Below are 23513 nucleotides of genomic sequence, written 5' to 3'. Positions count from 1 at the left end.
CGTCAGGCGGCGATCGACGCCGGCGCGGCCGCGCGATGCAGCAGCACGGGCACCGACTTCGACGTCGGCGTGTTGCACACGTCGCCGACGCTGTCGAGCGGCACGAGCGGGTTGGTTTCCGGGTAGTACGCGCCGATGCAGCCGCGCGGGATGTCGTACTCGACGAGCAGGAAGCCGTTCGCGCGCCGCTCGATGCCGTCGTGCCACACGGTTTCCATGTCGACCCATTCGCCGGCCTTCAGGCCGAGCATCGCGAGATCGTCGCGGTTGACGAACACCACGCGGCGCTGGCCGAACACGCCGCGATAGCGGTCGTCGAGCCCGTAGACGGTCGTGTTGTACTGGTCGTGCGAGCGCGTCGTCATCAGCGTCATCAGCCGGTCGCCGTGCAGCGCGCGGGCACGCTGGATCGGCGTGTCGGTCGGCAGCGCGTGCGCGATGAAATTCGCCTTGCCCGTCGGCGTGAGCCATTCGCGGTCGCGCGACGCCACGCGCAGGTGAAAGCCGCCCGGCCGCGCGATGCGCGTGTTGTAGTCGTAGAAGCCGTCGAGCGTTGCCTCGATCGCATCGCGGATCTTCGCGTAGTCGTCCTTGTACGCGAGCCAGTCGATCGTGTCGCTGCCGAACAGCGCGTGCGCCATGTGCGCGACGATCGCGGGCTCCGACATCAGGTTCGGCGAAGCCGGCTTGTTCATCCCGTACGACACGTGGACCATGCTCATCGAGTCCTCGACCGTCACGCCTTGCGCGACGTCGTCCTGCAGGTCGATCTCGGTGCGGCCGAGCGTCGGCAGGATCAGCGCGTCGCGGCCGTGGATCAGGTGACTGCGGTTCAGCTTCGTCGTGATGTGCACCGACAGTTCGCAGCGGCGCATGCCTTCCCACGTGCGCGGCGTGTCGGGCGTCGCCATCGCGAAGTTGCCGCCGAGACCGATCAGCACCTTCACGCGGCCGTCGAGCATCGCTTCGATCGTCTCGACGACGTCGTAGCCGTGATGGCGCGGCGGTTCGAAGTCGAACACGTGGCCGAGCCGGTCGAGGAACGCCTGCGACGGCTTTTCCTCGATGCCGACCGTGCGGTTGCCCTGCACGTTCGAATGGCCGCGCACCGGGCACAGGCCGGCGCCGGGGCGGCCGATGTTGCCGCGCATCAGCATCAGGTTGGTCAGCATCTGCACCGTCGCGACCGAATGCTTGTGCTGCGTGATGCCCATCCCCCACGTCGCGATCACGCGTTCGCTGCGCGCATAGAGCCGCGCGAGCGCGTCGATCTGCTCGTACGGCACGCCGCTTTCGGCCGTCAGCGCGGACCAGCTTTCGGCGCGCAGGTCGTCGGCGAACGCGTCGAAGCCGGCCGTGTGCTCGCCGATGAACGCGGTGTCGATGACGCGCGGCGCACCGGCGGCGCGCGCGGCGTCGTCGAGTTCGAGCACGCGCTTGGCCATTCCCTTGATCAGCGCGAAATCGCCGCCGAGCGTCGGCTGGATGAACGTCGATGCGATCCTGGTGCCCGACATCGTCAGCATCTCCAGCGGGCTTTGCGGATCGGCGAAGCGTTCGAGGCCGCGCTCCTTCAGCGGGTTGATCGACACGATCGTCGCGCCGCGCTTCGCGCATTCGCGCAGCTCGCCCATCATCCGCGGGTGGTTGGTCGCGGGGTTCTGGCCGAAGATCAGCAGCGTGTCCGCATGCTCGAAATCGTCGAGCGTGACGGTGCCCTTGCCGACCCCGACCGACGCAGGCAGCCCGCGGCTCGTCGCCTCGTGGCACATGTTCGAGCAGTCGGGGAAGTTGTTGGTGCCGTACCGCCGCACGAACAATTGATACAGGAACGCGGCCTCGTTGCTGGCGCGGCCGGACGTGTAGAACGCGGCCTGGTTCGGGTCGGGCAACGCGCGCAGGTGGCGGGCGATCAGTTCGAACGCGTCGTCCCATGCGATCGGCACGTAGCGGTCGGTCCGCGCGTCGTACACCATCGGCTCGGTGAGCCGGCCGTGCTGTTCGAGCTCGAAATCCGACTGTTCGAGCAGTTCGGTCACGGTGTGCGCGGCGAAGAAGTCGGGCGTCACGCGCTTGCTCGTCGCTTCCGCGGCCACGGCCTTCACGCCGTTCTCGCAGAATTCGAACGTCGACGCGTGCTGGCGGTCGGGCCACGCGCAGCCCGGGCAGTCGAAGCCGTCCGGCTGGTTCTGGCGCAGCAGCGTGCGGTAGTTGCCGCCGGCGACCTTTTCCTTGATCAGGTTGATCGTGACGGCTTTCAGCGCGCCCCAGCCGGCGGCCGGGTGGGTGTACGGTTCGATGCGCGTGGTGGCGGATTTCTTTTTCATGATGCGGGTGTCGGGGTCGATGCGTGCAGAGTACGCGCGGCACCCGTCCCGCTGTGTGTACACCCGTTCACTTCAAAAAAGAGTACAGTTTCGGCCATTCATACAGTGCGGATCGCAACTGTGTTGCTGAAGGGAAGCTGAAAGGGAGGCGCGTGAAGCGTTACGAACAACTGGCCGACGATCTCCAGGCGCAGATCGAGCGGGGCGTATACCGGCCCGGCGAGCGGATTCCGTCGGTGCGTCAGGCGAGCCGGCAGCAGCAGCTCAGCGTCACGACCGTGCTGCGCGCGTACCTCGTGCTCGAAAGCCGCGGCCTGATCGAAAGCCGGCCGCAGTCGGGCTACTTCGTGCGGGCGCGCGCCGTGGCGCCGGCCGAGGCGGAATTGCATGTCTCCGCGCCGGCCGCCGAGCCGTCGGCCGTGGACGTGAGCCGGCTCGTGCTGTCGACGCTGCGCTCGATCGCGCGCGACGACGCGGTGCCGCTCGGCTCGCCGTATCCCGACGCGTCGCAGTTTCCGGTGCAGCGCCTCGCGCGCTATGCGCAGGCGATCGGGCGGCGCCGCACGCGCTGGGGCGTGATCGACGACCTGCCGCCCGGCAACCAGGAGCTGATCCGCCAGATCGCGCGGCGCTATGCGGAGCGTGGAGTCGCGGTCGAGCCCGGCGAGATCGTGATGACGATCGGCGCGACCGAGGCGATCAACCTGTGCCTGCAGGCGGTCGCGAAACCGGGCGACACGATCGCGGTGGAGTCGCCGACCTTCTACGCGATGCTGCACGCGATCGAGCGGATGGGCATGCGTGCGCTGGAAGTCGCGACGCATCCGGGCGACGGCATCGATCTCGACGCGCTCGGGCGGATTCTCGCGAGCGAGCGCATCGCGGCGTGCATGGTGATGCCGAACTTCCAGAATCCACTCGGCTTCCAGATGCCCGATGCGCGCAAGCGCGCGCTGGTCGAACTGCTCGCGAAGCACGGCGTGCCGGCGATCGAGAGCGACGTCTATCACGAGCTGCACTTCGGCGACACGGCGCCGAGCGCGCTGAAGTCGTTCGATCGCGACGGGCTGGTGCTGCATTGCGCGTCGTTCACGAAGAGCCTGTCGCCGCGCTACCGGATCGGCTGGGCGATGCCGGGCCGCTACCGCGACCAGGTCGAGAAGCTGAAATTCCTGAATACGCTCGCGACGCCCGCGATCGAGCAACTCGCGATCGCCGAGTACCTGAAATACGACGGCTACGACTTTCACCTGCGGCGCATGCGCAAGCAGTATGCGCAGCAGGCGAGCCTGATGAGCGCGATGGTGCGGCGTTTCTTCCCGGAAGGCACGCGGCTGTCGCAGCCGCAGGGCGGGTACGTGCTGTGGGTCGAGCTGCCGCCGCAGGTCGACGCGATGAAGCTGTATTCGCTGGCGCTCGCGCAGCGGATCACGGTCGGGCCCGGACACATGTTCTCGGCCGGCACCGATTACCGGCATTTCATCCGGCTCAATTACAGCTACCCGTGGTCGCGGCAGATCGAGGACGCGCTGAAGGTGCTGGGGCGGCTCGCGTCGGAGTGCGCGGCGCGGTGAGCGCGGCCGCCCGGCGGCCGGCCGCCGGGCGCCGGTATCAGGCCGCGCGTGGCTCCTGTAGCCCGGCTTGCGCGGTGTCGACCATCTGCCGCATGTCGAAGCCCGACGGATGCTGGTAGACGCGCAGCCCGAACTCCGGCAGCACCGCGATCAGGTGGTCGAACAGGTCGGCCTGGATGGTCTCGTAGTCGACCCACGTCGTCGTATCGGTGAAACAGTACAGTTCGAGCGGAATGCCTTCGGCCGTGAGCGGCAGTTGCCGCGCCATGTTCGTCATGTCGCGGCGGATGCGCGGATGGCCCTTCAGGTAGTTCGCGACGTATGCGCGGAACGTGCCGAGATTGGTCAGCTGGCGGCGGTTCGCCGGGCAGTCGCCGGCCGCACCCAGCGTGCCGTTCCATTGCGCGATCGCATCGACCTTGTCTTCGAGGTAGTCCTTCAGCAGCGTCAGGCGTTCGAGACGTTCGATCTCGTCGTTCGACAGAAAGCGCACGCTCGTCGCATCGATGAACAGCGCGCGCTTGATGCGGCGGCCGCCCGCCTCGGTCATCCCGCGCCAGTTCTGGTAGCTCTCGGTGATCAGCTTCCACGTCGGCACCGTGATGATCGTGTGATCGAAGTTCGCGACCTTGACGGTGTTCAGCGTGATGTCGATCACCGTGCCGTCCGCGCCGGCCGACGGCATCGTGATCCAGTCGCCGATCCGCAGCATGTCGTTCGACGACAGCTGCACGCCGGCGACGAGGCCGAGCAGCGTGTCCTTGAAGATCAGCATCAGCACCGCCGACATCGCGCCGATGCCGGACAGCAGCAGGCCGATCTGCTTGCCGGTCGCATCACCGATCACGACGAGCGCGGCCGTGATGAACATTACGAGCTTGACGAGCTGCATCGCGCCTTTCAGCGACAGGCGCGGCTGGTCGCGCCGGGACGTGCGGTGCGTGTGTTCGAGCGCGGACAGCGTCGCGCTGATGGTCATCGTCACGAGGAACACGATCAGCGCGAACAGCACCTTGTCGGCGACCTGCGCGGCCAGGCCCGGAATGCCGGGCACCGCGCCGAGCCCGAGCTTGATCACGACGAACGGCACGATGCGGTTCAGCCATTTGAAGGCGCCGAATTCGAACAACGCGTCGTCGACGCGCGTGGCGGACAGCCGCGCGAGTCGCGCGACCACGCGAAACAGCAGGAAATGCACGACGGCGGTGATCGCGCCGGCGGCGGCGAGCAGGACGAGGATGCCGACGAGCGGCGTCAACCAGGATTCGTTCAGGGTCATAGGAGCAGACTGGGGCCTTCTTGTGCGTTGAATCGGCGCCGCGACGCGGCGCGCGCCCGGTGAAGGGCACATGAAAGGGACCGTGATTGTGCCATCGGGTTCCGGAGGCGTGCCGCGAAGGCGGGCGATCGGCTCCCGAATCGGCTCACCTTTGTGCAGGTATCCTCTCTATCAAGGTGAAGACGAGCGGCGAATCGACGTCACCGCAAGCCGGTGTGCGAGCAGGGCGCCGGACGTGTCGTTCACGGGGCGCGATCGTCCGGAAGCCGCGACGGCCGGCTGTTGCGCTTCGATGCGCGCGATAGCCGATCCATGCAATCATGCGGACGTCACACGCGTCGTCGGTGCGTCGTTCGCGTTGGTGCGCGGCCGGTCCGGCGACGGTGAGCGACACGCGACACCGTCGCGCACCCGTTCGCGGCCTCGTCATTTCGACCTCACGCATTTCACGCATGCCAGATTCCAACGAAAGCCGTCCGTCACGCGTGCGGTTGCTGAAAGGCCTCCTTCCGATCCGCCGCGCGGCGGCGATACGCGACATCGTCGCGGGCATTTCGCTCGCGTCGATGGATATCCCGCAGGTGCTCGGCTACGCGCGCATCGCCGGCATGCCGGCCGTCACCGGGCTCTACACGGTGTTCCTGCCGCTCGTTGCATTCGCGTGCTTCGGCGCGTCGCGCCATCTCGTGGTCGCCGCCGACTCCGCGACCGCGACGATTTTCGCGAGCCGGCTGTCGTCGATGGCGCCGGCCGGCAGCGCCGACTATGCGGCGCTGGCTGGCATGGTCGCGTTGCTGACCGCCGCGATGCTGCTGCTCGCGCGCATCTTCAAGCTCGGCTTTCTCGCCGATTTCCTGTCGCGCACGGTGCTGGTCGGTTTTCTCGCCGGCGTCGGCGTGCAGGTGTCGATCGCGATGCTCGGCGACATGCTCGGCCTGTCCGTGCCGTACCCGGCGTCGCGCAGCCTCGCGCAACTCGACTACGTCGTCACGCACCTGGCTCACACGCACCGGCCGACGCTCGCGCTCGCGGCGCTCGTCGTCGTCGCGATTCTCGCGTGCAAGCGGTTCTTGCCGCGCGTGCCGATGCCGATGATCGCGGTCGTGGGCAGCATCGCCGCGAGCGCTGCGTTCGGCTTCGCCGCGCACGGCATCGCGGTGCTGGGGCCCGTGGCGGGCGGGCTGCCGCCGCTGCGCTGGCCGTCCGTCACGTGGCAGCAGTTTCTCGATCTCGTGCCGGTTGCCGCTTCGTGCTTCGTGATGGTCATCGCGCAGAGCGCGGCCGCCGCGCGCGTATTCGCGCAGCAGTACGGCGAGGACGTCGACACCAACGCCGACATCCTCGGGCTCGCGGCCGCGAACGCGGCGGCGGCGCTCGGCGGTGCGTTCGTCGTCAACGGCAGCCCGACGCAAACGGCGATGGCCGACGGCGCGGGCGTGCGCAGCCAGATCGGGCATCTCGCGTTCGCCGTCGTCGTCGCCGTCGTGCTGCTGTTCTTCAGTCCGTATTTGCAGTATCTGCCGCATGCGGTGCTGGCCGGCATCGTGTTCACGATCGCGCTCGGGCTGATCAACGTGCGCAGTCTCGCGGCGATCCGCGAGGAAAGCCCCGGCGAATTCACGCTCGCGCTGATCACGGCCGCGGCCGTCGTGACGGTCGGCGTCGAGCAGGGCATCCTGCTGGCCGTCGCGCTGTCGCTGATGCGGCACGTGCGCCACAGCTACCAGCCGCATACGATGGTGCTCGAACCCGTCGGCGGCAACGGCCGGTGGCAGCCGGTGCCGACCCGGCGCGGCGCGATGACGGCGCCCGGATTGATCGTCTACCGGTTCGGCGCCGACCTGTTCTTCGCGAACGATCACCTGTTCGCTGCCGAAGTGACCGAACTCGTCGAGGCGGCGCCGGTGCCGCCGCGCTGGTTCGTCGTCGATGCGGGCGCGATCACCGACGTCGACTATTCGGCCGCGCGGACCTTGACCGATCTCGTCAGGTCGCTGCATGCGCGCGGGATCGGCGTGCTGTTCGGGCGCGTGAACCGTTATCTGCGCGCGGACATGGATCGTCACGGGATCACCGAGGTGGTCGGCGCGACGTGCATCTTTGCCACGCTGCATCAGGCGCTGGAGGTGGCCGGTACGACACCCGCGCCGCAGGAGCCGGGCACGGTGTAGCGCGATGCGGCGCTACGCGAGCGCGCGCAGGCGCGCGAAACCGTTGCGCAGGCAGCGGGCCAGTTCCGTCACGGCCGGCGTGTGCTGGCCGCGCGGCACATGCAGGTTGATCGAGAAATTCGGCAGACGGGCAGGCCGCCGCCGGCCGGCAGGATATCGAGGTCAGTCGCCTGCGCCTGCACCGGCCGATCGCAACGGCAGCCGCAGCGTCGTCACGAAACTCGCCGCATGCAGCGCGCACAGCAGGCCGAACGCCCACGCATACGCGACGGCCTGCGTGCCGCCGGCCGTCGCCGATTCGGCCTGCAGCCGCCATGCGAGGAACAGCGTGCACAGCGTCGTGAACGTCGGGCCGCCGAGCCGCTGCACGATATTGAGCGACGTGGTCGCCATCGGCAGGTTGCGGCGCTCGACCGACGCATACGCGGCGGCGATCGACGGCGCGCCGATCGCGCTCTGGCCCATGCCGCGCAGAAACAGCGCCGGTACGAGCACGAGCGGATCGTACCCGGTCAGCGCGATGAAGACGAACGGCAGCGTGGCGACGAGTGCGAGCAATGCCCCGGCGGCGGCCAGCCGACGCACGCCGAACCGGTTCGTCAGCGCGCCCATCGACGGATAGGTGACGAGCATGCCGAGCCCGAGCGGCGCGAGCAGCCAGCCCATCTCTCCCGGCGAGCGCGCGCACGCCTGGATCAGGAACACGGGAATCAGCATCTGGCCTGCATACATCGCGCCGTTCGACAGGAATTGCGTGCTCGCTGCCGCGCCGAATACGCGCGAGCGAAACAGCGCGAGGTCGATCAGCGCACGTTCGCGCTGGCGGCGCTCGAAGCGCAGGAACGCGATGAGCAGCAGCGCCGAGCTTGCGACCGCCGCGATGCCGAGCGTCGAGCCGATCCGCTCGACGCCGTAGAGGAACAGCACGAGCGCCGGCGACAGCAACGCGAGGCCGAGCCAGTCGAGTTCGCGCCGCGGCGCATCGTCTCGGTCGCCGGGCAGGAACCGCGCGGCCAGTGCGAGCGCGAGCGCGCCGACGGGCAGGTTCACCAGAAACAGCCAGCGCCACGACGTGTGCTGCAGGATCGCGCCGGCCACGACCGGGCCGAGGATCGGCGCGAGCAGTACCGGCACCGCCGCGTAGCCGATTGCGCGCGCCATCTGCTGGCCGGCGACGCGCGCGATCATCATCTGCGCCATCGGCGCGAGCAGGCCGCCGCTGACGCCTTGCAACACGCGAAACGCGATCAGCGACGGCGCGGACCACGCGAGCCCGCACAGCGCCGACGTGAGCGTGAACGCCGAGAAACACCACAGATACAGCGCCTTCGCACCGATGCGGTCGACGAGCCAGCCGTTCAGCGGCAGCACCAGCGTCAGCGCGAGCAGGTAGCCGCTTGTCACCCACTGGATCGTCGACAGGCTGGCATGCAGGTCGGTCGCGAGGCTCGACAGCGACACGTTGACGATCGTCGCATCGAGTTGCGACAGCAGCGAGCCGAGCGTCGCGACCGCGCCGACTTTCCAGATCGATGGATCGAGCCGGCCGGCCGCGTGGCCCGGCGCCGGCCGGATGCGCTTGTCGCTCACGCGCCGCGCCGGTCGAGCAGCGCGACGATGTCCTGCGTCGTGCCCGTTTCGCCGAGACGCGGGAACAGCCGCTCGACGCTGTTGACGTGCGCGTCCGCGTTCAGGTCGGTCATCGCGTCGACGGCGAGCGTCACGTTGTAGCCGAGTTCGTGCGCCTGCCGCGCGGTCGATTCGACGCCGATGCTGGTCGCGACGCCGGTCAGCACGATCTGCGTGACGCCGGCTGCCTTCAGGTGCGCGTCGAGACCGGTGCCGGTGAAAGCGCCCCAGGTCTGCTTCGTCACGACGTGGTCGGTCGGCTGGCGGTTCAGCTCGGGCACGAGTTCGGTCCAGTCGGCCGGAAGCTGCGCCGTGCGTGGCGCTTGCTCGGTGCGGCCCGGTGCGCCGCCCGCGACGTTGACCAGCACGACCGGCAGGCCGCGACTGCGGAACGCGTCGAGCAGTTCGCGGGTGCGGGCGATCACCGGTGCGACCGGGTGCGCGGTGGGGAGGGCGACGATGCCTTTCTGCAGGTCGATGACGACCAGCGCCGTGTTCGTGTCGAGACGGGTTGCGCTCATGATGGGGCTCCGGGGACAGGGCGGGGAAAGCCGTGCGCGCGCATGCCGCGTCGCGCGCCGGCCGGGTTCATTGCTCGCCGATGCGGCGGATCAGCGGGATGGCGGCGGCGAGCGTGTCGATGTCGTGCGGATCGAGCTTCTCGATCGCGGCGCCGAGCCACTTGTTTTTCGCGGCGTTGCGCTTGTGTCGTGCGTCGAGGCCGGCGGCGGTGAGTTTGAACAGGATCTGACGGCCGTCGGTCGGATGCGGTTCGCGCTCGACGAGCGCGTCTTCCTCGAGGCTCACGAGGATCGCCTTCATCGACTGCGGCTTCATCGCTTCGGCGCGCGCGAGATCGGCAGTCGTCATCGGCCCGTGCCGGTGAAGCCGTGCGAGTGCGCTCGTCTGGGACATGCCCAGCCCTTCGGAATCGATCTCGGAGCGCAGCCGGCGGATGAGCTGGCCGACCGCGAGGGTCAGGTCGGCGGCGACGGCGTCGGCGTCGGCGGAAATGCCGGGTTTGCGTGGCGGGTTCATGCGGCGAATCATAGAATAAGACAGTTAAACTTGCAAGTTTAACTGTCGAATTGATCGCCGCTTGGCGACGCCGTCCGGCACGCGATTACGTACGCCGATGCGCGACCGGTACGACTTCGCTGTAGCGCGGGGTCGCATTTTCGTGCAGCAGATCGCCGAGATACTGGCCGAGTTCGTCCGCGGCGAGCGCGGACGGAATCTGCAGATTGGCCGGGCGTCGCTTGCCTTCGGCGCCGAGATCGAACACGGCCCAGCGGCCGTCCATGCGCACGACGGCGAGCAGCCGACCGAATGCGTTGAAGCGGTATTCGTCCTGCATGGCGTCGCTCCCCTGGCGTGAATGCGCCGGCTGCCTGCGTGTGTTTACCGGATCGAACAGGACAGCCAGCGATGGATCCGGATGGCGTCGCTCGATACGCCGGCGCGCGTCGGCGCACCGAGCAGCACGACCGTTTCGCGGCGGCCTTTCACGCGCATGCGCATCACGACGCCGTGCCCCGATTCGTTGATGAAGCCGGTTTTCTGCAGCCGGATCGGCAGGCGGCGGTAGCGCACGAGCGGGTCGGAATTCACGTACACGAGTTCGCCGTCGCCGGGGCGCACGGTGGTCGACAGATCGGTCGAGAAATAGCGGATCAACGGATCCTGCGCGGCCGCGCCGACGAGCCGCGCGAGATCTTCCGCGGTCGATACGTTGTGCGGCGACAGGCCGGTGGGCTCGCGGAAGTGCGTATGCCGCATGCCGAGCCGACGTGCTTCGCGGTTCATCGCCTTGACGAACGCGACGCGCCCGCCCGGATAGTCGCGGCTCAACGCGGCGGCCGCGCGATTCTCCGACGACATCAGCGCGATATGGAACATCTCGCGGCGCGACAGTTCCGAGCCCACCTGCAGCCGCGAACCGGTGAACTTGATCGTGTCGCGATCGCGCGCGGTCACGCGCAGCACGCCGTTCAGCGGACGATCGGCGTCGCGCGCGACGACGGCCGTCATCAGTTTCGAGATCGATGCGATCGGCCGGACGGTACGCGCGTTGCGGGCCAGCAGCGGGGTGCCGGAATCGACGTCGAGCACGTAGGCCGCGCGCGAATGCAGCGAACCGACCGCGCGCGGCGTATAGCCGCAATTGGCGAGCAGCTTCGGTTTCGCGGGCGGGCGCGGCCGCACGGCGGCCGTGCGTTTCGCGCGCCGCTGCTGCGGCGCGGGCGCCGCGTGGCGTTTGGCCGCCTGATGCGTCACGCGCGAGCGACGATGCTTGACGGCCTTTTTCTTGCGATGGGGTTTCTTCTTGACGGCCTTCGTATGGGCATGCGGTTGCACATGGGCGGCGCGATGCGGTTGTACGCGTTGCGCGGACGCATTCGCGGCGAACGCGAGCAGCAGGAACGACAGGGCGAGGATCAGGGTGGTCCGGGCGCGAGGCAGGCGCGCGATGAGGCCGGTCAAGCGAAAGTCTCCTTTTCACGCGCGATGCGGCTGCGCGGAATGCGTGGGCGGTCAGCGGGTGCGGGAAATTATACGGTCGATCGCGGGGCGATGACGATGGGATGACGCGCATTGACGCGTGATACGGGAGGATTTCGGTCGTTTTCGCGCTGTCGGGCCGCGGTGGGTGTGGGGTGAAAGGCGCGCAGCCATGCGGTTCAGCGCGGCCAGTTCCGCCGCGACACGACCGCAAAACTGATCGCGATCGAACCGGTCACCGCGCGTGGCGGCGCGTCTTCCAGGGCATCGCCGAAGCGAAAGCGGCGGCTGCGCCCGTCCGTGCGCTCGGCACGACGCTTCGGTGCGCGGGTCTCGGCGGCCACTGCGCAGGTGTTGGCATCCGCGACATCGCATGACGGCTCGGCCACGCAGTCGGCCGCTGGATCGAGGGACATGAACGTGAATTCCGGAAAGGGCATGTCCGTATTGAACGCCATTGCATTCGATCGGTAAAATGAATATTTCGATCGTTACGATTCCGTTAAAGAATGGAACTGAAACTGCTGCGCACATTCCTGACGGTCACCGAGCTGTGCCATTTCAGCCGTGCGGCCGATGCGCTGCACATGAGTCAGCCTGCGCTCAGCAAGCAGATCGGCGCGCTCGAGGCGAGCCTCGGCGGCAAGCTGTTCGAGCGCGGCCGGCATGGCGCGGAGCTGACGCCGTTCGGCGAACGCTTCCTGCCCGACGCGCAGGCGCTCGTGCGCGATGCCGACGAAATCCTGGCGCGTGCGCGGGAAGCGACCAGCGGGCAGCGCGGGCATTTGCGGCTCGGCATCTGCCTGTCCGTGCTGACGCTCGTGCCGAAACTGATCGCCGAATTCCGCCGTTGCAATCCGGGTATCGCGGTGACGCTGAGCGACCTGTCGTCGTCCGAGCAGACGCGCCGGCTGCGCACCGGCAAGCTCGACGCCGGTTTTCTGCGCCTGCCTTCCGACGAAGGCTTGTCGTCGTTCAAGGTGATCGACGAAGCGCTCGCGCTCGCGGTACCGCCGCATCTCGGCTTCAAGCGCGTGCCGGCCGACCTCGACGTGCTCAACGAGATCGGCTTCATCGCGCTGCAGCGTGCGCGTGGTCCCGGGCTGGCCGCGCAGATCGACCGATGGTGCGTCGCGCGGCGCTTCGTGCCGCAGGTGATGCAGCAGGCGGAGGACGTGCAATCGGTGCTGACGTCGGTCGCGGCCGGCGGTGGTGTCGCGTTCATCCCGTCGAGCGCGCAGTACCTGTTGCGCGACGCGACGGTGCTGCCGCTCGACGGCCGGGACGCGAAGTGGCGCGTGGGGCTCGCGTGGCGGTCCGATCGCGACGATCCCGTCACCACGCGTTTCGTGTCGTTCATGCGCGCGGCGCTCAAGGGGGCGTGACGCGGCGTATAGTGTCCGCGATCGCTTTCTTCCTGCATGCCGGCGCGACGCCGGCCGACGAACCCGAACCGATGACTTCAGAATCCGACGAATCCCCGCTCGATCCCGCGCTCGTCGCCACGCTCGCGACGCTGAACGAAGCCGCCAGCGGTCCGGCCGGCAAGCCATGGTCGCTGCCGAAGATCGCGAAGCGCGCGCAATTGCCGATGAGCACGCTGCGCCGCGTGTTGACGCAACTCGACGCCGCCGGCCTGAGCGCGACGACGCTGAACGAGGACGGGACCGGCAGTGCCGCGCTGACCGGCGAGGGGCGCGCGGTGTGCGCGCAGCTGTTCGGCGCGAACGATGCCCGCTGAATGAAAAAACGGGCCGCAGAGGCGGCCCGTTCATCGCCGAACGACGGCAGATCGGGGTGTTCGGCCCGTGCGGGTGGCGCACGGGCCGGCGCATCGTCATCCGAGCGCGATCAGAACCACTGCTTGTAGCGGCGCACGTAGATCGTCTTGACGATCTGCGCGAGCACGATGTAGCCGACCATCGTCGCGGCGAGCCACAGCCAGTAGGTGCCCGGCAGGTGCATGAAGCCGATCGCCTCCGCGAACGGCGAGAACGGCAGCCAGCAGCCGATCGCGATCGCGGTGAAGGTCGACAGCAGCACCGGCAGCGACGCCGTGCTCTGCAGGAACGGGATCTTCTGCGTGCGCAGCAGGTGCACGACGAGCGTCTGCGACACGAGGCTCTCGATGAACCAGCCCGAGTTCATCACGATCTGGCCGCTCGCGCCGCCGTTCAGGTGATACAGCGCGCCCGCACCGAACACCGTCCACATCAGGATGTACGTCGTGATGTCGAATACCGACGACGTGGGCCCGACCCACAGCATGAAGCGGCTGATGTTGCCGGCTTCCCACTTGCGCGGCTTCTTCAGGAACTCGGGGTCCATCTTGTCCCACGGCAGCAGCATCTGCGACGTGTCGTAGATCAGGTTCAGCACGAGCAGTTGCGTCGCGAGCATCGGCTCCCACGGCAGGAACGCGCTGGCGACCAGCACCGAAAACACGTTGCCGAAGTTGGAGCTGGCCGTCATGTTCAGGTACTTCAGGATGTTGCCGAACGTCTCGCGGCCCTTGATCACGCCTTCCTCCAGCACCATCAGGCTCTTTTCGAGCAGGATGATGTCGGCGGTCTCCTTCGCGATGTCGGCGCCGCTGTCGACCGAGATGCCGACGTCGGCGTCGCGCAGCGCGGGCGCATCGTTGATGCCGTCGCCGAGGAAGCCGACGGTGTGACCGTTCGCCTGCAGCGCCTTGACGATGCGCGCCTTCTGCAGCGGCGTGAGCTTCGCGAACACGGTCGTGCGTTCGACGACCTTGGCGAGCGTGTCGTCGTCGAGCGCTTCGATTTCCGTGCCGAGCATCGGTTTGCCGGGTTCGAGGCCGACCTGGCGGCACACCTTCATCGTGACGGTCGGGTTGTCGCCCGTCAGCACCTTTACCGCGACACCGTTCTCGCGCAGCGCGGCGAGCGCCGGCGCGGCCGACTCCTTCGGCGGATCGAGGAAGGTCAGGAAGCCGCGCACGACGAGATCGTGTTCGTCGGCGGTGCGGTATTGCGCACGCTCGTCGCCGCGCGGGATCGTGCGCGTGGCGAGCACGAGCACGCGAAAGCCGTCCTCGTTGTACGCGGTGGCCTGTTCGAGCAGCCGCTTGCGGGCCACGTAGTCGAGCGGGCGTACGCCGTCTTCATCCTGCACGTGCGTCGACACCGCGAGCATTTCCTCGACCGCGCCCTTGCAGATCAGCAGATGCGTGCCGCGCGTATCCTCGACGACGACCGACAGGCGGCGCCGCACGAAGTCGAACGGCAGTTCGTCGATCTTCTTGTAACCCTGCGGCTTCACGCGTTCGCCGATCTTGTCGGCGCGCGCGACGACCGCGATGTCGATCAGGTTCTTCTGGCCGCTCTGGTGGAAGCTGTTCAGCCAGCCGAGTCGCAGGATGTCCTCGTTCTTGTGGCCGGACAGGTCGAGGTGATGTTCGAGGATGATCTTGTCCTGCGTGAGCGTGCCGGTCTTGTCGGTGCACAGCACGTCCATCGCACCGAAGTTCTGCACCGAGTTCAGGCGCTTGACGACGACCTTGCGGCGCGCCATCGCGACCGCGCCGCGCGCGAGGTTCGCGCTGACGATCATCGGCAGCATCTCGGGCGTGAGGCCCACGGCCACCGCGAGCGCGAACGTGAGGGCGCTGAGCCAGTCGCCCTTGGTCAGGCCGTTGATCATGAACACGATCGGCACCATCACGAACATGAACTTGATCAGCAGCCAGCTGACGCTCGCGACGCCGCGGTCGAAGCTCGTCTCGATGCGCTTGTGGCTCACGACGTTGCGCGCGAGCGAGCCGAAGTAGGTCTCTTCGCCGGTCGCGACGACGACGGCCGTCGCCGTGCCGCTGACGACGTTGGTGCCCATGAAGCAGACGTTCTCGAGATCGAGCAGCGACGCCGGCGCGTCGTTGGCCGCGTCCGCCGCGTGCGTGCCCGCGGATTTGCCGGCCACCGCGCCGAGCGTGTCGTACTTCTCGACGGGCAGCGCCTCGCCGGTCAGCACCGCCTGGCTGATGAACAGGTCGCGCGACGCGAGCAGCCGCACGTCGGCGGGGATCATGTCGCCGGCGGAAAGATGCACGATGTCGCCGACGACGACGTCGCGCATCGGCACTTCGCGGCGCGACGGCTCGGCCGTGTCGGTCACCGCGCGCTGCACGGTCGCGGTCGTGCGGACCATCGCCTTGAGCTTCTCGGCCGCGCGCAGCGAACGGAATTCCTGCACGAAGCGCAGCAGCGCGCTGATCGTGACCATCGTCAGCAGGATCGTCATGCCGACGTAGTCGCGCTCGTCGGGCGCCGCGAAGTAGACGTCGGTGAAGAAGCTGATGGCGGCCAGCACCAGCAGCACGTAGACGAACGGGTTGTGGAACGAGAGCAGCAACTGCCGGGTCCAGTGCGGCGGCTTGTCGTGCGCGATTTCGTTCGGGCCATGCTGCTGCAGGCGATCGGCGGCCTGGTCGTAGGTGAGGCCGCGCGTGCTGGTGTGCAGCGACTTCAGCGTGTCTTCGAGCGGGCGGGCCGCTTCCTGCGCGGCGCGCATGGTGCGCGGTTCGTTCTGCTGGCCGGCGCCGGCCTTGATGAAGCCGCGCTGTTTCTTGTGCGAGGTGTTGTGTCGTGTCGTCATGAGTCGCTCCTTGCGCACGAGGCGGCGGGCGGGGAGCGACCGTGACGCTATCGACTCACGAGCGCTCCCCGCCGCGTCGCGTCAGGCGCGATCGGCTGTGGGTCGGTAAAGGCGGGAACGCTCGCCGGCGCGCATGATGCGGACGGCGTGTCGATGCGCAGCGTCGCACCGGCGAGCGGTAATCGACTACTGTCGTCTGAGTTCATCTGCACTCCTGTCGGTTGCGGATAGTCGGCACGGGCGATCGGCAGCGGCGCGCGCAACGAGGCGCGCGGCCGGACGGCACGCGAACGGAGAGCGCACGCGGCTGGCGCCGCGCGCAACACGAACGCACGCGCGCGACGGCGCGTCGCGTGCATTCGACAACATCGAAAAATTCGGCGGGAGATCTGGCCCGTGGTCAGGCCGGAAGGGCGCCGCATCCTGCTTCCCGGGATGCGGCAGAAGACGAGGCTCTGCGCGTTTTCCTCAGGCAGCAGTCAAGTTGGCCAGGAACCAACTACAACTCGCATCGGTGTTCACAGAACACTCCATGTAACTAGACGGGGGCGATGGTAATGGCTCGCTGTGCGAAGCGTCAACCCTTTTGTCAGGCGTTATTTCGAGATGCTTGATCGCGCCGGTGTGCGTTCGCGGGCGCGCCGGACAGCCCGCAACGAAACAGCCGCGCGCACACCTTGTCGGCATGCGCGCGGCTGCGTCGAACGCGGTGCCGGTTACTGGTTCGCGGTCGCGACGGCGGCGCCCGCATCGAGGATGCCCGAGCCGGCCGGCAGCGCGGTGCACGACGTGCCGGCCGCGAGCTTCGCCGCGCGCGTGCCGCCTTGCAGCTTCTGCAGGATCTGCGCGGGCGTGAGGTTGCCGTTCACCGACAGCATCAGCGCGGCGACCCCCGTCACCTGCGGCGTCGCGAGGCTGGTGCCGTTCGCGAGGCCATAGGTGTCCGAGCCCGGCGTCGTCGTGCCGGTGTTCGACGTCGACAGGATGTTGACGCCCGGTGCGCTCAGCGCGACATCGGCGCCGAAGTTGCTGAACGATGCGCGGCGGCCCGTCGCATCGGTCGCGCCGACGGTGATCACGCCGCGGCAGTTGGCGGGCTGGTCGAGCCCGGTCGACAGGCCGTCGTTGCCGGCCGCGACGACCACGGTCACGCCTTTCGCGGTCACGTCGTCGATCGCCTGCTGGAACGTCGTGCTGCACGCGCCGACTCCACCGAGGCTCAGGTTGATGATCTTCGCCGGCCGCGGGTTCGTCGGTACACCGGTCACCGGAATGCCGGCTGCCCAGCGCATGCCGTCGGCGATGTCGCTCGTCACGCCGCCGCACTTGCCGAGTACGCGCACCGGCAGGATCTGGCCGAGCCACGATACGCCGGCGATACCGGTGCCGTTGTTGGCGGTCGCGCCGATCACGCCCATCACGCGCGTGCCGTGCCAGCTGCTGTCGCTCGGCTGGCTCGCGCAGTGATAGAACGGGCCGTTGGCGTTGTCGAGTTCCTGCTGCGTGACCCAGTCGCCCGGATCGGTCGCGTCCGGGCTGCGCGTCAAGCCGTTGTTGCTGGTGTTGACGTTGCTGATGAAGCTGTAGCCGGACAGCAGGTTGCCGACGAGGTCGCCGTGCGGCCGATAGCCGGTGTCGAGCACGGCCGTGACGACGGTCGGTGAACCCTTGGTCACGTTCCACGCGGGCGGCAGGTCGATGCCGGCGGTCGGGTCGGACAGATACCACTGCTGGTTGTAGAGCGGGTCGCTCGGCGTGTCGCGGATCTGCATCGGGTGATCGGGTTCCGCGTAGTCGACATCGCTGTCGGCCGCGAACGCCTGCGCGAGCGCGGCGGCATCGGTGGCGGCCATGCGCTGGCCGAGCGACAGCACGGCCGCGCCGTTCGAGATGGTGCGCTCGACCTGCACGTTCACCGGCGTTTGCGCGACCGTGCTCGCGTACGCACGGGCGCTGCCGGTCACCGGCGCCGTCCAGCGCGTCATCGCGCGCTGGATCACCGCGTCGAGTCGCGCACCGTTGTCGACGGCCGCCATCGCTCGGGGGGCCGTCAGCGTCTTCAGCTTGACGATGAGGTGATCGATCGGCGGCTCGACCGGTGCGGTCTGCGCGGCCATCTGCACGGCGGCCTGCTGCGACGTGCACGCATTGGTGCCGGACGACGCGGGCGGGGTGGTCGGCGCGGGCGTGGGCGCCGGCGCGGGCGCGGGCGCCGGTGCGGGTGACGCGTTGGACGAAGACGGGTTGCTGCCGTCGCCGCCGCCTCCGCCGCAACCGGCGAGGGGCAGCAGGGCGGCGGCGGACAGCATGCCGGCGAGCATGCGCGCATGTGCGAGGCGCGCCAGCGCGAAATTGAAACGTTTGGCTCTCATGTTGAAAGTCGATCCTCGTAGATAACCGTCGTGCCGGCGGTGGCGCTGGTCCGGGCGAGCCGGACCTTGTCGTTTTTGTCTGACGGTTGCAGCAGGTTGCTGCGACGCGCCATGCACTGGGTAACGGCGTGCGCGGCGGCTTCTTGAGTGCGTTTCGCGAGAAAAACAGGCGGTGCCGCAAACGATTACGTTGATGCGTCGCAGCATGAACGCGCGTTTGGAACGACCGGCACAGAGCCGGTGCGCGGACCGGTCGGGCAGGAGGCGCGGGCGAGCGGGTTTGCGCGGCACGGAAAACGTCTTTCAGGATCCGGCCGTGGCGGAAGGTGGTTTACGCTTCCCCTGATATGACGCGAATATTGTCGGGCGTACGATCGCGACTCGATCAACGTTTCGTCAGGAGACAAGCATGGATCGTCGTTTCCGTTGGCTTGCCGTCGCGCTGGCCTGTGCGCTGGCCGGCACCGCGCACGCGCAGGCTCTTACCGGTACGCTGAAGAAGATCAAGGACACGGGCGTCGTGTCGCTGGGCATTCGCGAGTCGTCGGTGCCGTTTTCGTATTCGGACAACCAGCAGAAGAACATCGGCTATTCGCGGGACATCGCGTCGCGCATCATCGACCAGTTGAAGACGGAGTTGAACCTGCCGAACCTCGCGGTGAAGGAAATCCCGATCACGTCGCAGAACCGGATTCCGCTGCTGCAGAACGGGACGATCGACTTCGAATGCGGCTCGACGACGAATACGCTCGAACGGCAAAAGCAGGCCGCGTTCTCGAACAGCATCTTTCTGTACGGCATCCGCTTCAGCACGCGCAAGGATTCGGGCGTGAAGGACTTCGCGGACCTGGCCGGCAAGACGGTCGCGACGACGGCCGGTACGTCGGACGAGCGCCTGCTGCGCAAGCTCAACGAAGATAAGGCGATGAACATGACGATCATCAGCGCGAAGGATCATGCCGAAGCGTTCATGAACGTCACGACCGGGCGCGCGGTGGCGTTCGTGATGGACGAGCCGCTGCTGTACGGCGAGATCGCGAAGGATCGCAACCCGGGCGCGTACACGGTCACCGGTACGCCGCTCGTTCACGAAAACTACGCGTGCATGATGCGCAGGGACGATCCGCCGTTCAAGCGCGTCGTCGACGGCGTGATCGCGAAGATGCAGACCTCGGGCGCGGCCGAGAAGCTGTACGACCAGTGGTTCACGCAGCCGATTCCGCCGAAGGGCGTGAGCCTGAACTATCCGCTGTCGGCGGAGATGAAGCAGCTGTTCAAGAATCCGACGGATCAGGCGCAGTACTGAGCACCGCGTCGTGGCGATGTCGCGCCACCCATGAAAAACCGCCGGCACGTGCCGGCGGTTTCGCTTTGCGGCCCGGTCGCTCGTGCGCCGGACGCGCGCGTCAGGCCTTGATTTCAGGCCCGCGTGCGGCCGGCCGTGCCGGCGTCGCCGGGGCGGGAGCGGGCGCCATCGAACGCGCCGAAGGTTGCACCGGCACGATCACGACGACCGGTTCGGGCATGGCCCACGGCGCCATCGCGAACCCGACGGGCTGCGGCATCGGCATCGCGAACGCGTTGGCGAGCGCGATGTGCTGGAGCGCCATCATCTGCTGCTGCATCGCGACCATCTGCGCCTGCGCCGCCTGCATCCGGTACTGCACGGCCTGCATTTGCCGCAACGCTGCCGCGGGCGGCATGCCGCCCGACGACGACGTCTGCATCTCGAAGCTCGCACCGCCTTGCGGGCTGTGCCAGCTCCACGTGCTGACCTTCATCGGGCCGACGGCCGTCTGGACGACACGCGTCTCGGCTTTCACGGGCACGGCCTGCCCGTTGACATTGACGAACATCGGTTGGGCGGCGGCCGCCGCGCCGGGCTGCCCGGCCAGCGCGAACACGGGCACCAGCGCCAGCGCGCCCGCCGCCATATACGAACGGAATCGCATCTTCGTATCTCCATCAAACGAGACTGATCGAATCAACAATGACGTGCGGCTCACGGAGTGAGCCACCCGAGACAATGCCGCCGCCGGCTTAAATCAACATTAAAACCGCCGCCGGCGGCCCGATCGGCGCATGTCGGGACCGGCCATTCAACCTCGCCCGCGCCAGGGAAATCCTGTCGCCGGATGCAACAACAGGCACAATACGGAATTCGCCACGACCGCACGCATGTTCGAGATTCGAACATTGACGGTGCGGCACTGCTGTCCGACCTCCTTCCCAGTCGTCATGAACGCCACGCTCACTCCCGCGCGCGAGTCGAATTCGCCGCGCTTCCTGCTGTTCCTGATCTGCCTGTTCGCGTCCGCCGGCCAACTCGCGATCGACATCTACGTGCCCGCGCTGCCCGACATGGCACGTTCGTTCGCGACCACGCCGCAGGCGATCCAGTCGAGCGTGTCCGGTTACATGGCGGCCTACGCGCTCGGCCAGCTGATCTTCGGGCCGATCGCCGACGCCTACGGCCGCAAGCGCGTGCTCGCGTTCGGGCTCGTGATCTACACGATCGGCTGCCTGCTGTCCCTCGGCGCGCCGAACCTGGAGACGTTCGTGCTCGCACGCTGCCTGCAGGGCTTCGGGATCGCGACGACCAACCTGCTGGCGAAGGCGATCATCACCGATTCGTTTTCCGGCCAGGCGCTGATGCACGCGTTCACGTACATGTCGATCGCATGGGGGCTGGCGCCGATCATCGCGCCGGTGATCGGCGCGCACCTGCAGGAATGGTTCGGCTGGCGTGCGTGCCTCGTGTTCCTGCTGGTCTACTCGCTGGCGATGTGGGCGCTGCTGTGGCGCTACCGCGAGACCTTGCCGAAGCCGGTGCATCTCGAGCCGCGCACGCTGATGGCGAACGCGGGCAAGGTGCTGGCCAGCCCGGTGTTCCAGAGCTGCTTCCTCGCCCAGGGGCTGTGCTACAGCATCCTGCTGGTGTTCAACATCGTCGGGCCGTTCATGGTCCAGACCACGCTGCACAAGCCGCCGACCTTCTTCGGTTATCTCGCGCTCGGCATCGGCCTCATGTATTTCCTCGGTGGTTTGTCGAACCGGATTCACGGGCGCGGGCTGCCGAGCGCCGAGCAACGGCTGCGGATCGGCGCGCGCGTGATGGCGGGCGCGTCGGTCGCGATGCTGGTGCTGGCGCTGACCGTCGGCCTGCGCGTGTGGACGCTCGCGACGCCGGTGCTCGTGATGGGTTTCTGCGCCGGTGCGATGTATCCGACGCTGATGGCCAAGGGCAATTCGCTGTTTCCGCATATCGCCGGCCTGACGAGCGCGATTCTCGGCTGTGCGCTGCTGCTCGTGTCGTCCGCGATGATGGGGCTGGCCGGTTTCGTGTCGATTCACGTGCTGACGCCGCTGGCGGTGTTTTTCGTCGCGTTGTCGTTCATCGTCGTGTGGATGGTGACGAAGCTGCTGCGGTATCTGTCGCAGCAGCAGGCGGCGCCGGTGGTGTGCGGGAGCGGGGAGGCGGCGTAAGCGCCATGTGGTGACCGCGACCCACGAGCCGGATCCTGCTGAATCGCGTCGCCCGGTCCGACGCCGCTGACGTGATCGTCGCGAACCATCCGGCAACCGTGCGTCGATCGCGTTGGTTGGACGGCTCGGGTTCAGGCAAGCGGGATGTTCGCCGCGCTATCTGCGCATCGGCGGCGAATGGCGCGACCACGAGCGTTGGGCGTTGCTGGCCGACGACGCGCGCGAAGCGGGCACCTGACGGTCGATTCCCGTCCCGCTCACATTCCTTGCAGCGGGTGTGCGGCCCCGGCCTGCTGCAACAGCGACACGGCAACCGGATCCGGCAGTCCGTTCGGATCGATCGCGCCAGCCTTCGCCAGCGCAACGAGATCGCCGTCGACGCCCGGTTGCCCGACCACGAACGGGGTGGTCAGGAACGCCGGCGCGGCCAGCGAGACCGCATAGCGCTGCTGCAGGTTCGTCACGACGGCCGATTGCGCGGCCTGCACGGTGTCCGGGCTGTTCATGGCCCGCTGGTAGCGCAGGCTGCCCTGGAAATTGCCGATCAGCCCGGCCGTGTTCGTCCCGAGTTGCGCCGCGAGATAGACGAGCATCAGCTCGGTCTCGGGCGTCGTGTTGAAGGTGCCGCCCGCATAGGCGAGCGAATGCAGGCTCGCGCCGCCCGACGCCACGGTGATGACGCATGGCAGCGCGGCGTCGAGCGTCACACGGTAGTTGCCGCCGCCGTCCGTCAGCGTCGTTGCCGAGCCGACCGCGCAATTGACCGTGACCTGCGCGCTCGCGAGCGCGTCGCCCGTCGCGGCTGTGCCCGATAGCGCGACGGTCTGCGTGTTGTCGTTGAAGCATACGTCGACACCGAAGCAGGCATCGCCGTTGCAGGCCTGGAGGGCGGCGAGCGCTGCAACGCACAAGACGCCCAGCGCGGGTCGGGTGAAGCGTTCGTGGCGGATGTTCATGGTCGCAGGCCATCGAGAGAATGAGGCAACCGGTGCGCGTCGGGAATGCGGCGCTGCTGTCATTCTAGGTGCTGAACCGCGGTGTTGCTGGCCCGTTCGGTCTGCCGCTGGCGGCTTGCACGCGGTATGGCCGGGCCGGGGCGTCATTGGCGCCGGTGGCGGGCCGGCGCCATGACGTAAGCGAGCAACAGGCTCAGCAGAACGCTGAGCCCGAGCACGTGCCAGTGGCTGGCGAGCAATCGCTGGAAGTGTTCGCCCATGTCCGGCGTGATCCACCAGCAGGTCATCGGGTGCATGCGAGCCTGGTGGCATTCCAGGATGCCGCCGTTGCGATACGCGTCCCACAGGCTGTCGGCGGCATACAGGCCCAAGCAGAGCGGGATGATCTGTACGCCATGCCGGAGCAGTTTGCCCTCGGTTTCGGGTGTCATCGTTGTCGGTCCGGAATCGGCCTGCGTCGGTTCGTCGTCGGTGCCCGAATGCACCGCGTGCGCGATATTGTCGAACTAATTCATCGCGTCCACAATGATTTGCGGCTTGGCCGGTCCGGTTGAAGAATCGGGCGACTGCACTCGACTTCTCCGCCCAGCCGCCGAAGGC

General features: G+C 67.8%; 19 protein-coding genes and 1 pseudogene. 7 read left to right on the top strand and 13 right to left on the bottom strand.

Annotation, left to right across the window (positions count from 1 at the left end; genetic code table 11):
• Positions 1 to 2: 2 nt before the first annotated feature.
• Positions 3 to 2327, bottom strand: a complete 2325-nt coding sequence (locus tag MMB92_RS28165; RefSeq protein WP_277563088.1) for an FdhF/YdeP family oxidoreductase — start codon at positions 2325 to 2327, stop codon at positions 3 to 5.
• 152 nt (positions 2328 to 2479) lie between these two features.
• Between MMB92_RS28165 and MMB92_RS28160 the strand changes: the two genes are divergently transcribed.
• On the top strand, positions 2480 to 3901 hold the full coding sequence (locus MMB92_RS28160) for a PLP-dependent aminotransferase family protein (protein WP_058903210.1): 1422 nt from the start codon (positions 2480 to 2482) through the stop codon (positions 3899 to 3901).
• Positions 3902 to 3938: 37 nt separating this feature from the next.
• On the opposite strand, the gene MMB92_RS28155 is transcribed toward MMB92_RS28160, so the two are convergent.
• The gene (locus tag MMB92_RS28155) at positions 3939 to 5180 is read right to left on the bottom strand and encodes a mechanosensitive ion channel family protein (protein WP_069351897.1); all 1242 of its coding nucleotides are present in this window, start codon (positions 5178 to 5180) and stop codon (positions 3939 to 3941) included.
• Between the two features lie 452 nt (positions 5181 to 5632).
• Between MMB92_RS28155 and MMB92_RS28150 the strand changes: the two genes are divergently transcribed.
• Positions 5633 to 7351, top strand: a complete 1719-nt coding sequence (locus MMB92_RS28150; RefSeq protein ID WP_277563087.1) for a SulP family inorganic anion transporter — start codon at positions 5633 to 5635, stop codon at positions 7349 to 7351.
• Between the two features lie 162 nt (positions 7352 to 7513).
• On the opposite strand, the gene MMB92_RS28145 is transcribed toward MMB92_RS28150, so the two are convergent.
• The 6 genes from MMB92_RS28145 to MMB92_RS28120 form a co-directional block, all read right to left on the bottom strand.
• Positions 7514 to 8941, bottom strand: a complete 1428-nt coding sequence (locus MMB92_RS28145; protein WP_277563086.1) for a DHA2 family efflux MFS transporter permease subunit — start codon at positions 8939 to 8941, stop codon at positions 7514 to 7516.
• Entirely contained in the window at positions 8938 to 9501 is a 564-nt protein-coding gene (locus tag MMB92_RS28140) for an isochorismatase family protein (protein ID WP_006481616.1), read from the bottom strand. The genes MMB92_RS28145 and MMB92_RS28140 overlap by 4 nt, the downstream gene beginning before the upstream one ends.
• Before the next feature lie 67 nt (positions 9502 to 9568).
• Complete coding sequence (locus tag MMB92_RS28135; RefSeq protein ID WP_277563085.1) at positions 9569 to 10030, bottom strand: MarR family transcriptional regulator; 462 nt, start codon at positions 10028 to 10030, stop codon at positions 9569 to 9571.
• A gap of 73 nt (positions 10031 to 10103) precedes the next feature.
• Entirely contained in the window at positions 10104 to 10337 is a 234-nt protein-coding gene (locus MMB92_RS28130; RefSeq protein WP_006481634.1) for a hypothetical protein, read from the bottom strand.
• A gap of 44 nt (positions 10338 to 10381) precedes the next feature.
• Complete coding sequence (locus MMB92_RS28125; protein WP_277563084.1) at positions 10382 to 11464, bottom strand: serine hydrolase; 1083 nt, start codon at positions 11462 to 11464, stop codon at positions 10382 to 10384.
• A 197-nt stretch (positions 11465 to 11661) separates the two neighbouring features.
• The gene (locus MMB92_RS28120; protein WP_058903203.1) at positions 11662 to 11940 is read right to left on the bottom strand and encodes a hypothetical protein; all 279 of its coding nucleotides are present in this window, start codon (positions 11938 to 11940) and stop codon (positions 11662 to 11664) included.
• 51 nt (positions 11941 to 11991) lie between these two features.
• Between MMB92_RS28120 and MMB92_RS28115 the strand changes: the two genes are divergently transcribed.
• Complete coding sequence (locus MMB92_RS28115) at positions 11992 to 12867, top strand: LysR substrate-binding domain-containing protein (RefSeq protein ID WP_277563083.1); 876 nt, start codon at positions 11992 to 11994, stop codon at positions 12865 to 12867.
• A gap of 71 nt (positions 12868 to 12938) precedes the next feature.
• Positions 12939 to 13223, top strand: a complete 285-nt coding sequence (locus MMB92_RS28110; protein WP_034203332.1) for a hypothetical protein — start codon at positions 12939 to 12941, stop codon at positions 13221 to 13223.
• Between the two features lie 110 nt (positions 13224 to 13333).
• Here MMB92_RS28110 and mgtA read toward each other — a convergent pair whose 3' ends face one another.
• Both mgtA and MMB92_RS28100 read right to left on the bottom strand, forming a co-directional pair.
• Positions 13334 to 16099, bottom strand: coding sequence for a magnesium-translocating P-type ATPase (gene mgtA, locus MMB92_RS28105; protein WP_277563082.1), 2766 nt, complete (start codon positions 16097 to 16099; stop codon positions 13334 to 13336).
• Between the two features lie 716 nt (positions 16100 to 16815).
• Positions 16816 to 18471, bottom strand: a complete 1656-nt coding sequence (locus tag MMB92_RS28100; RefSeq protein WP_077189378.1) for a S8 family peptidase — start codon at positions 18469 to 18471, stop codon at positions 16816 to 16818.
• 409 nt (positions 18472 to 18880) lie between these two features.
• Here MMB92_RS28100 and MMB92_RS28095 point away from each other — a divergent pair, with 409 nt between their 5' ends.
• Positions 18881 to 19777 (top strand): glutamate/aspartate ABC transporter substrate-binding protein, encoded by an 897-nt coding sequence (locus tag MMB92_RS28095; RefSeq protein WP_277563081.1) that lies wholly within the window; start codon positions 18881 to 18883, stop codon positions 19775 to 19777.
• 100 nt (positions 19778 to 19877) lie between these two features.
• Here MMB92_RS28095 and MMB92_RS28090 read toward each other — a convergent pair whose 3' ends face one another.
• The gene (locus tag MMB92_RS28090; protein ID WP_034202228.1) at positions 19878 to 20423 is read right to left on the bottom strand and encodes a hypothetical protein; all 546 of its coding nucleotides are present in this window, start codon (positions 20421 to 20423) and stop codon (positions 19878 to 19880) included.
• Between the two features lie 286 nt (positions 20424 to 20709).
• On the opposite strand from MMB92_RS28090, the gene MMB92_RS28085 reads away from it, so the two are divergent.
• Positions 20710 to 21957, top strand: a complete 1248-nt coding sequence (locus tag MMB92_RS28085; RefSeq protein WP_006488708.1) for a multidrug effflux MFS transporter — start codon at positions 20710 to 20712, stop codon at positions 21955 to 21957.
• A gap of 91 nt (positions 21958 to 22048) precedes the next feature.
• Positions 22049 to 22195, top strand: a pseudogene (locus tag MMB92_RS28080) (GNAT family protein); the annotation flags it as partial.
• 19 nt (positions 22196 to 22214) lie between these two features.
• On the opposite strand, the gene MMB92_RS28075 reads toward MMB92_RS28080, so the two are convergent.
• Entirely contained in the window at positions 22215 to 22913 is a 699-nt protein-coding gene (locus MMB92_RS28075) for a hypothetical protein (protein WP_069351903.1), read from the bottom strand.
• Between the two features lie 143 nt (positions 22914 to 23056).
• Positions 23057 to 23344: a hypothetical protein gene (locus MMB92_RS28070; protein ID WP_034202230.1), complete on the bottom strand. Its 288-nt coding sequence runs from the start codon at positions 23342 to 23344 to the stop codon at positions 23057 to 23059.
• Positions 23345 to 23513 lie beyond the last annotated feature (169 nt).

The organism is Burkholderia sp. IO2 (assembly GCF_029522185.1).
Classification (GTDB): domain Bacteria; phylum Pseudomonadota; class Gammaproteobacteria; order Burkholderiales; family Burkholderiaceae; genus Burkholderia; species Burkholderia cenocepacia.
This window is presented reverse-complemented; position numbering and strand designations above follow the sequence as displayed.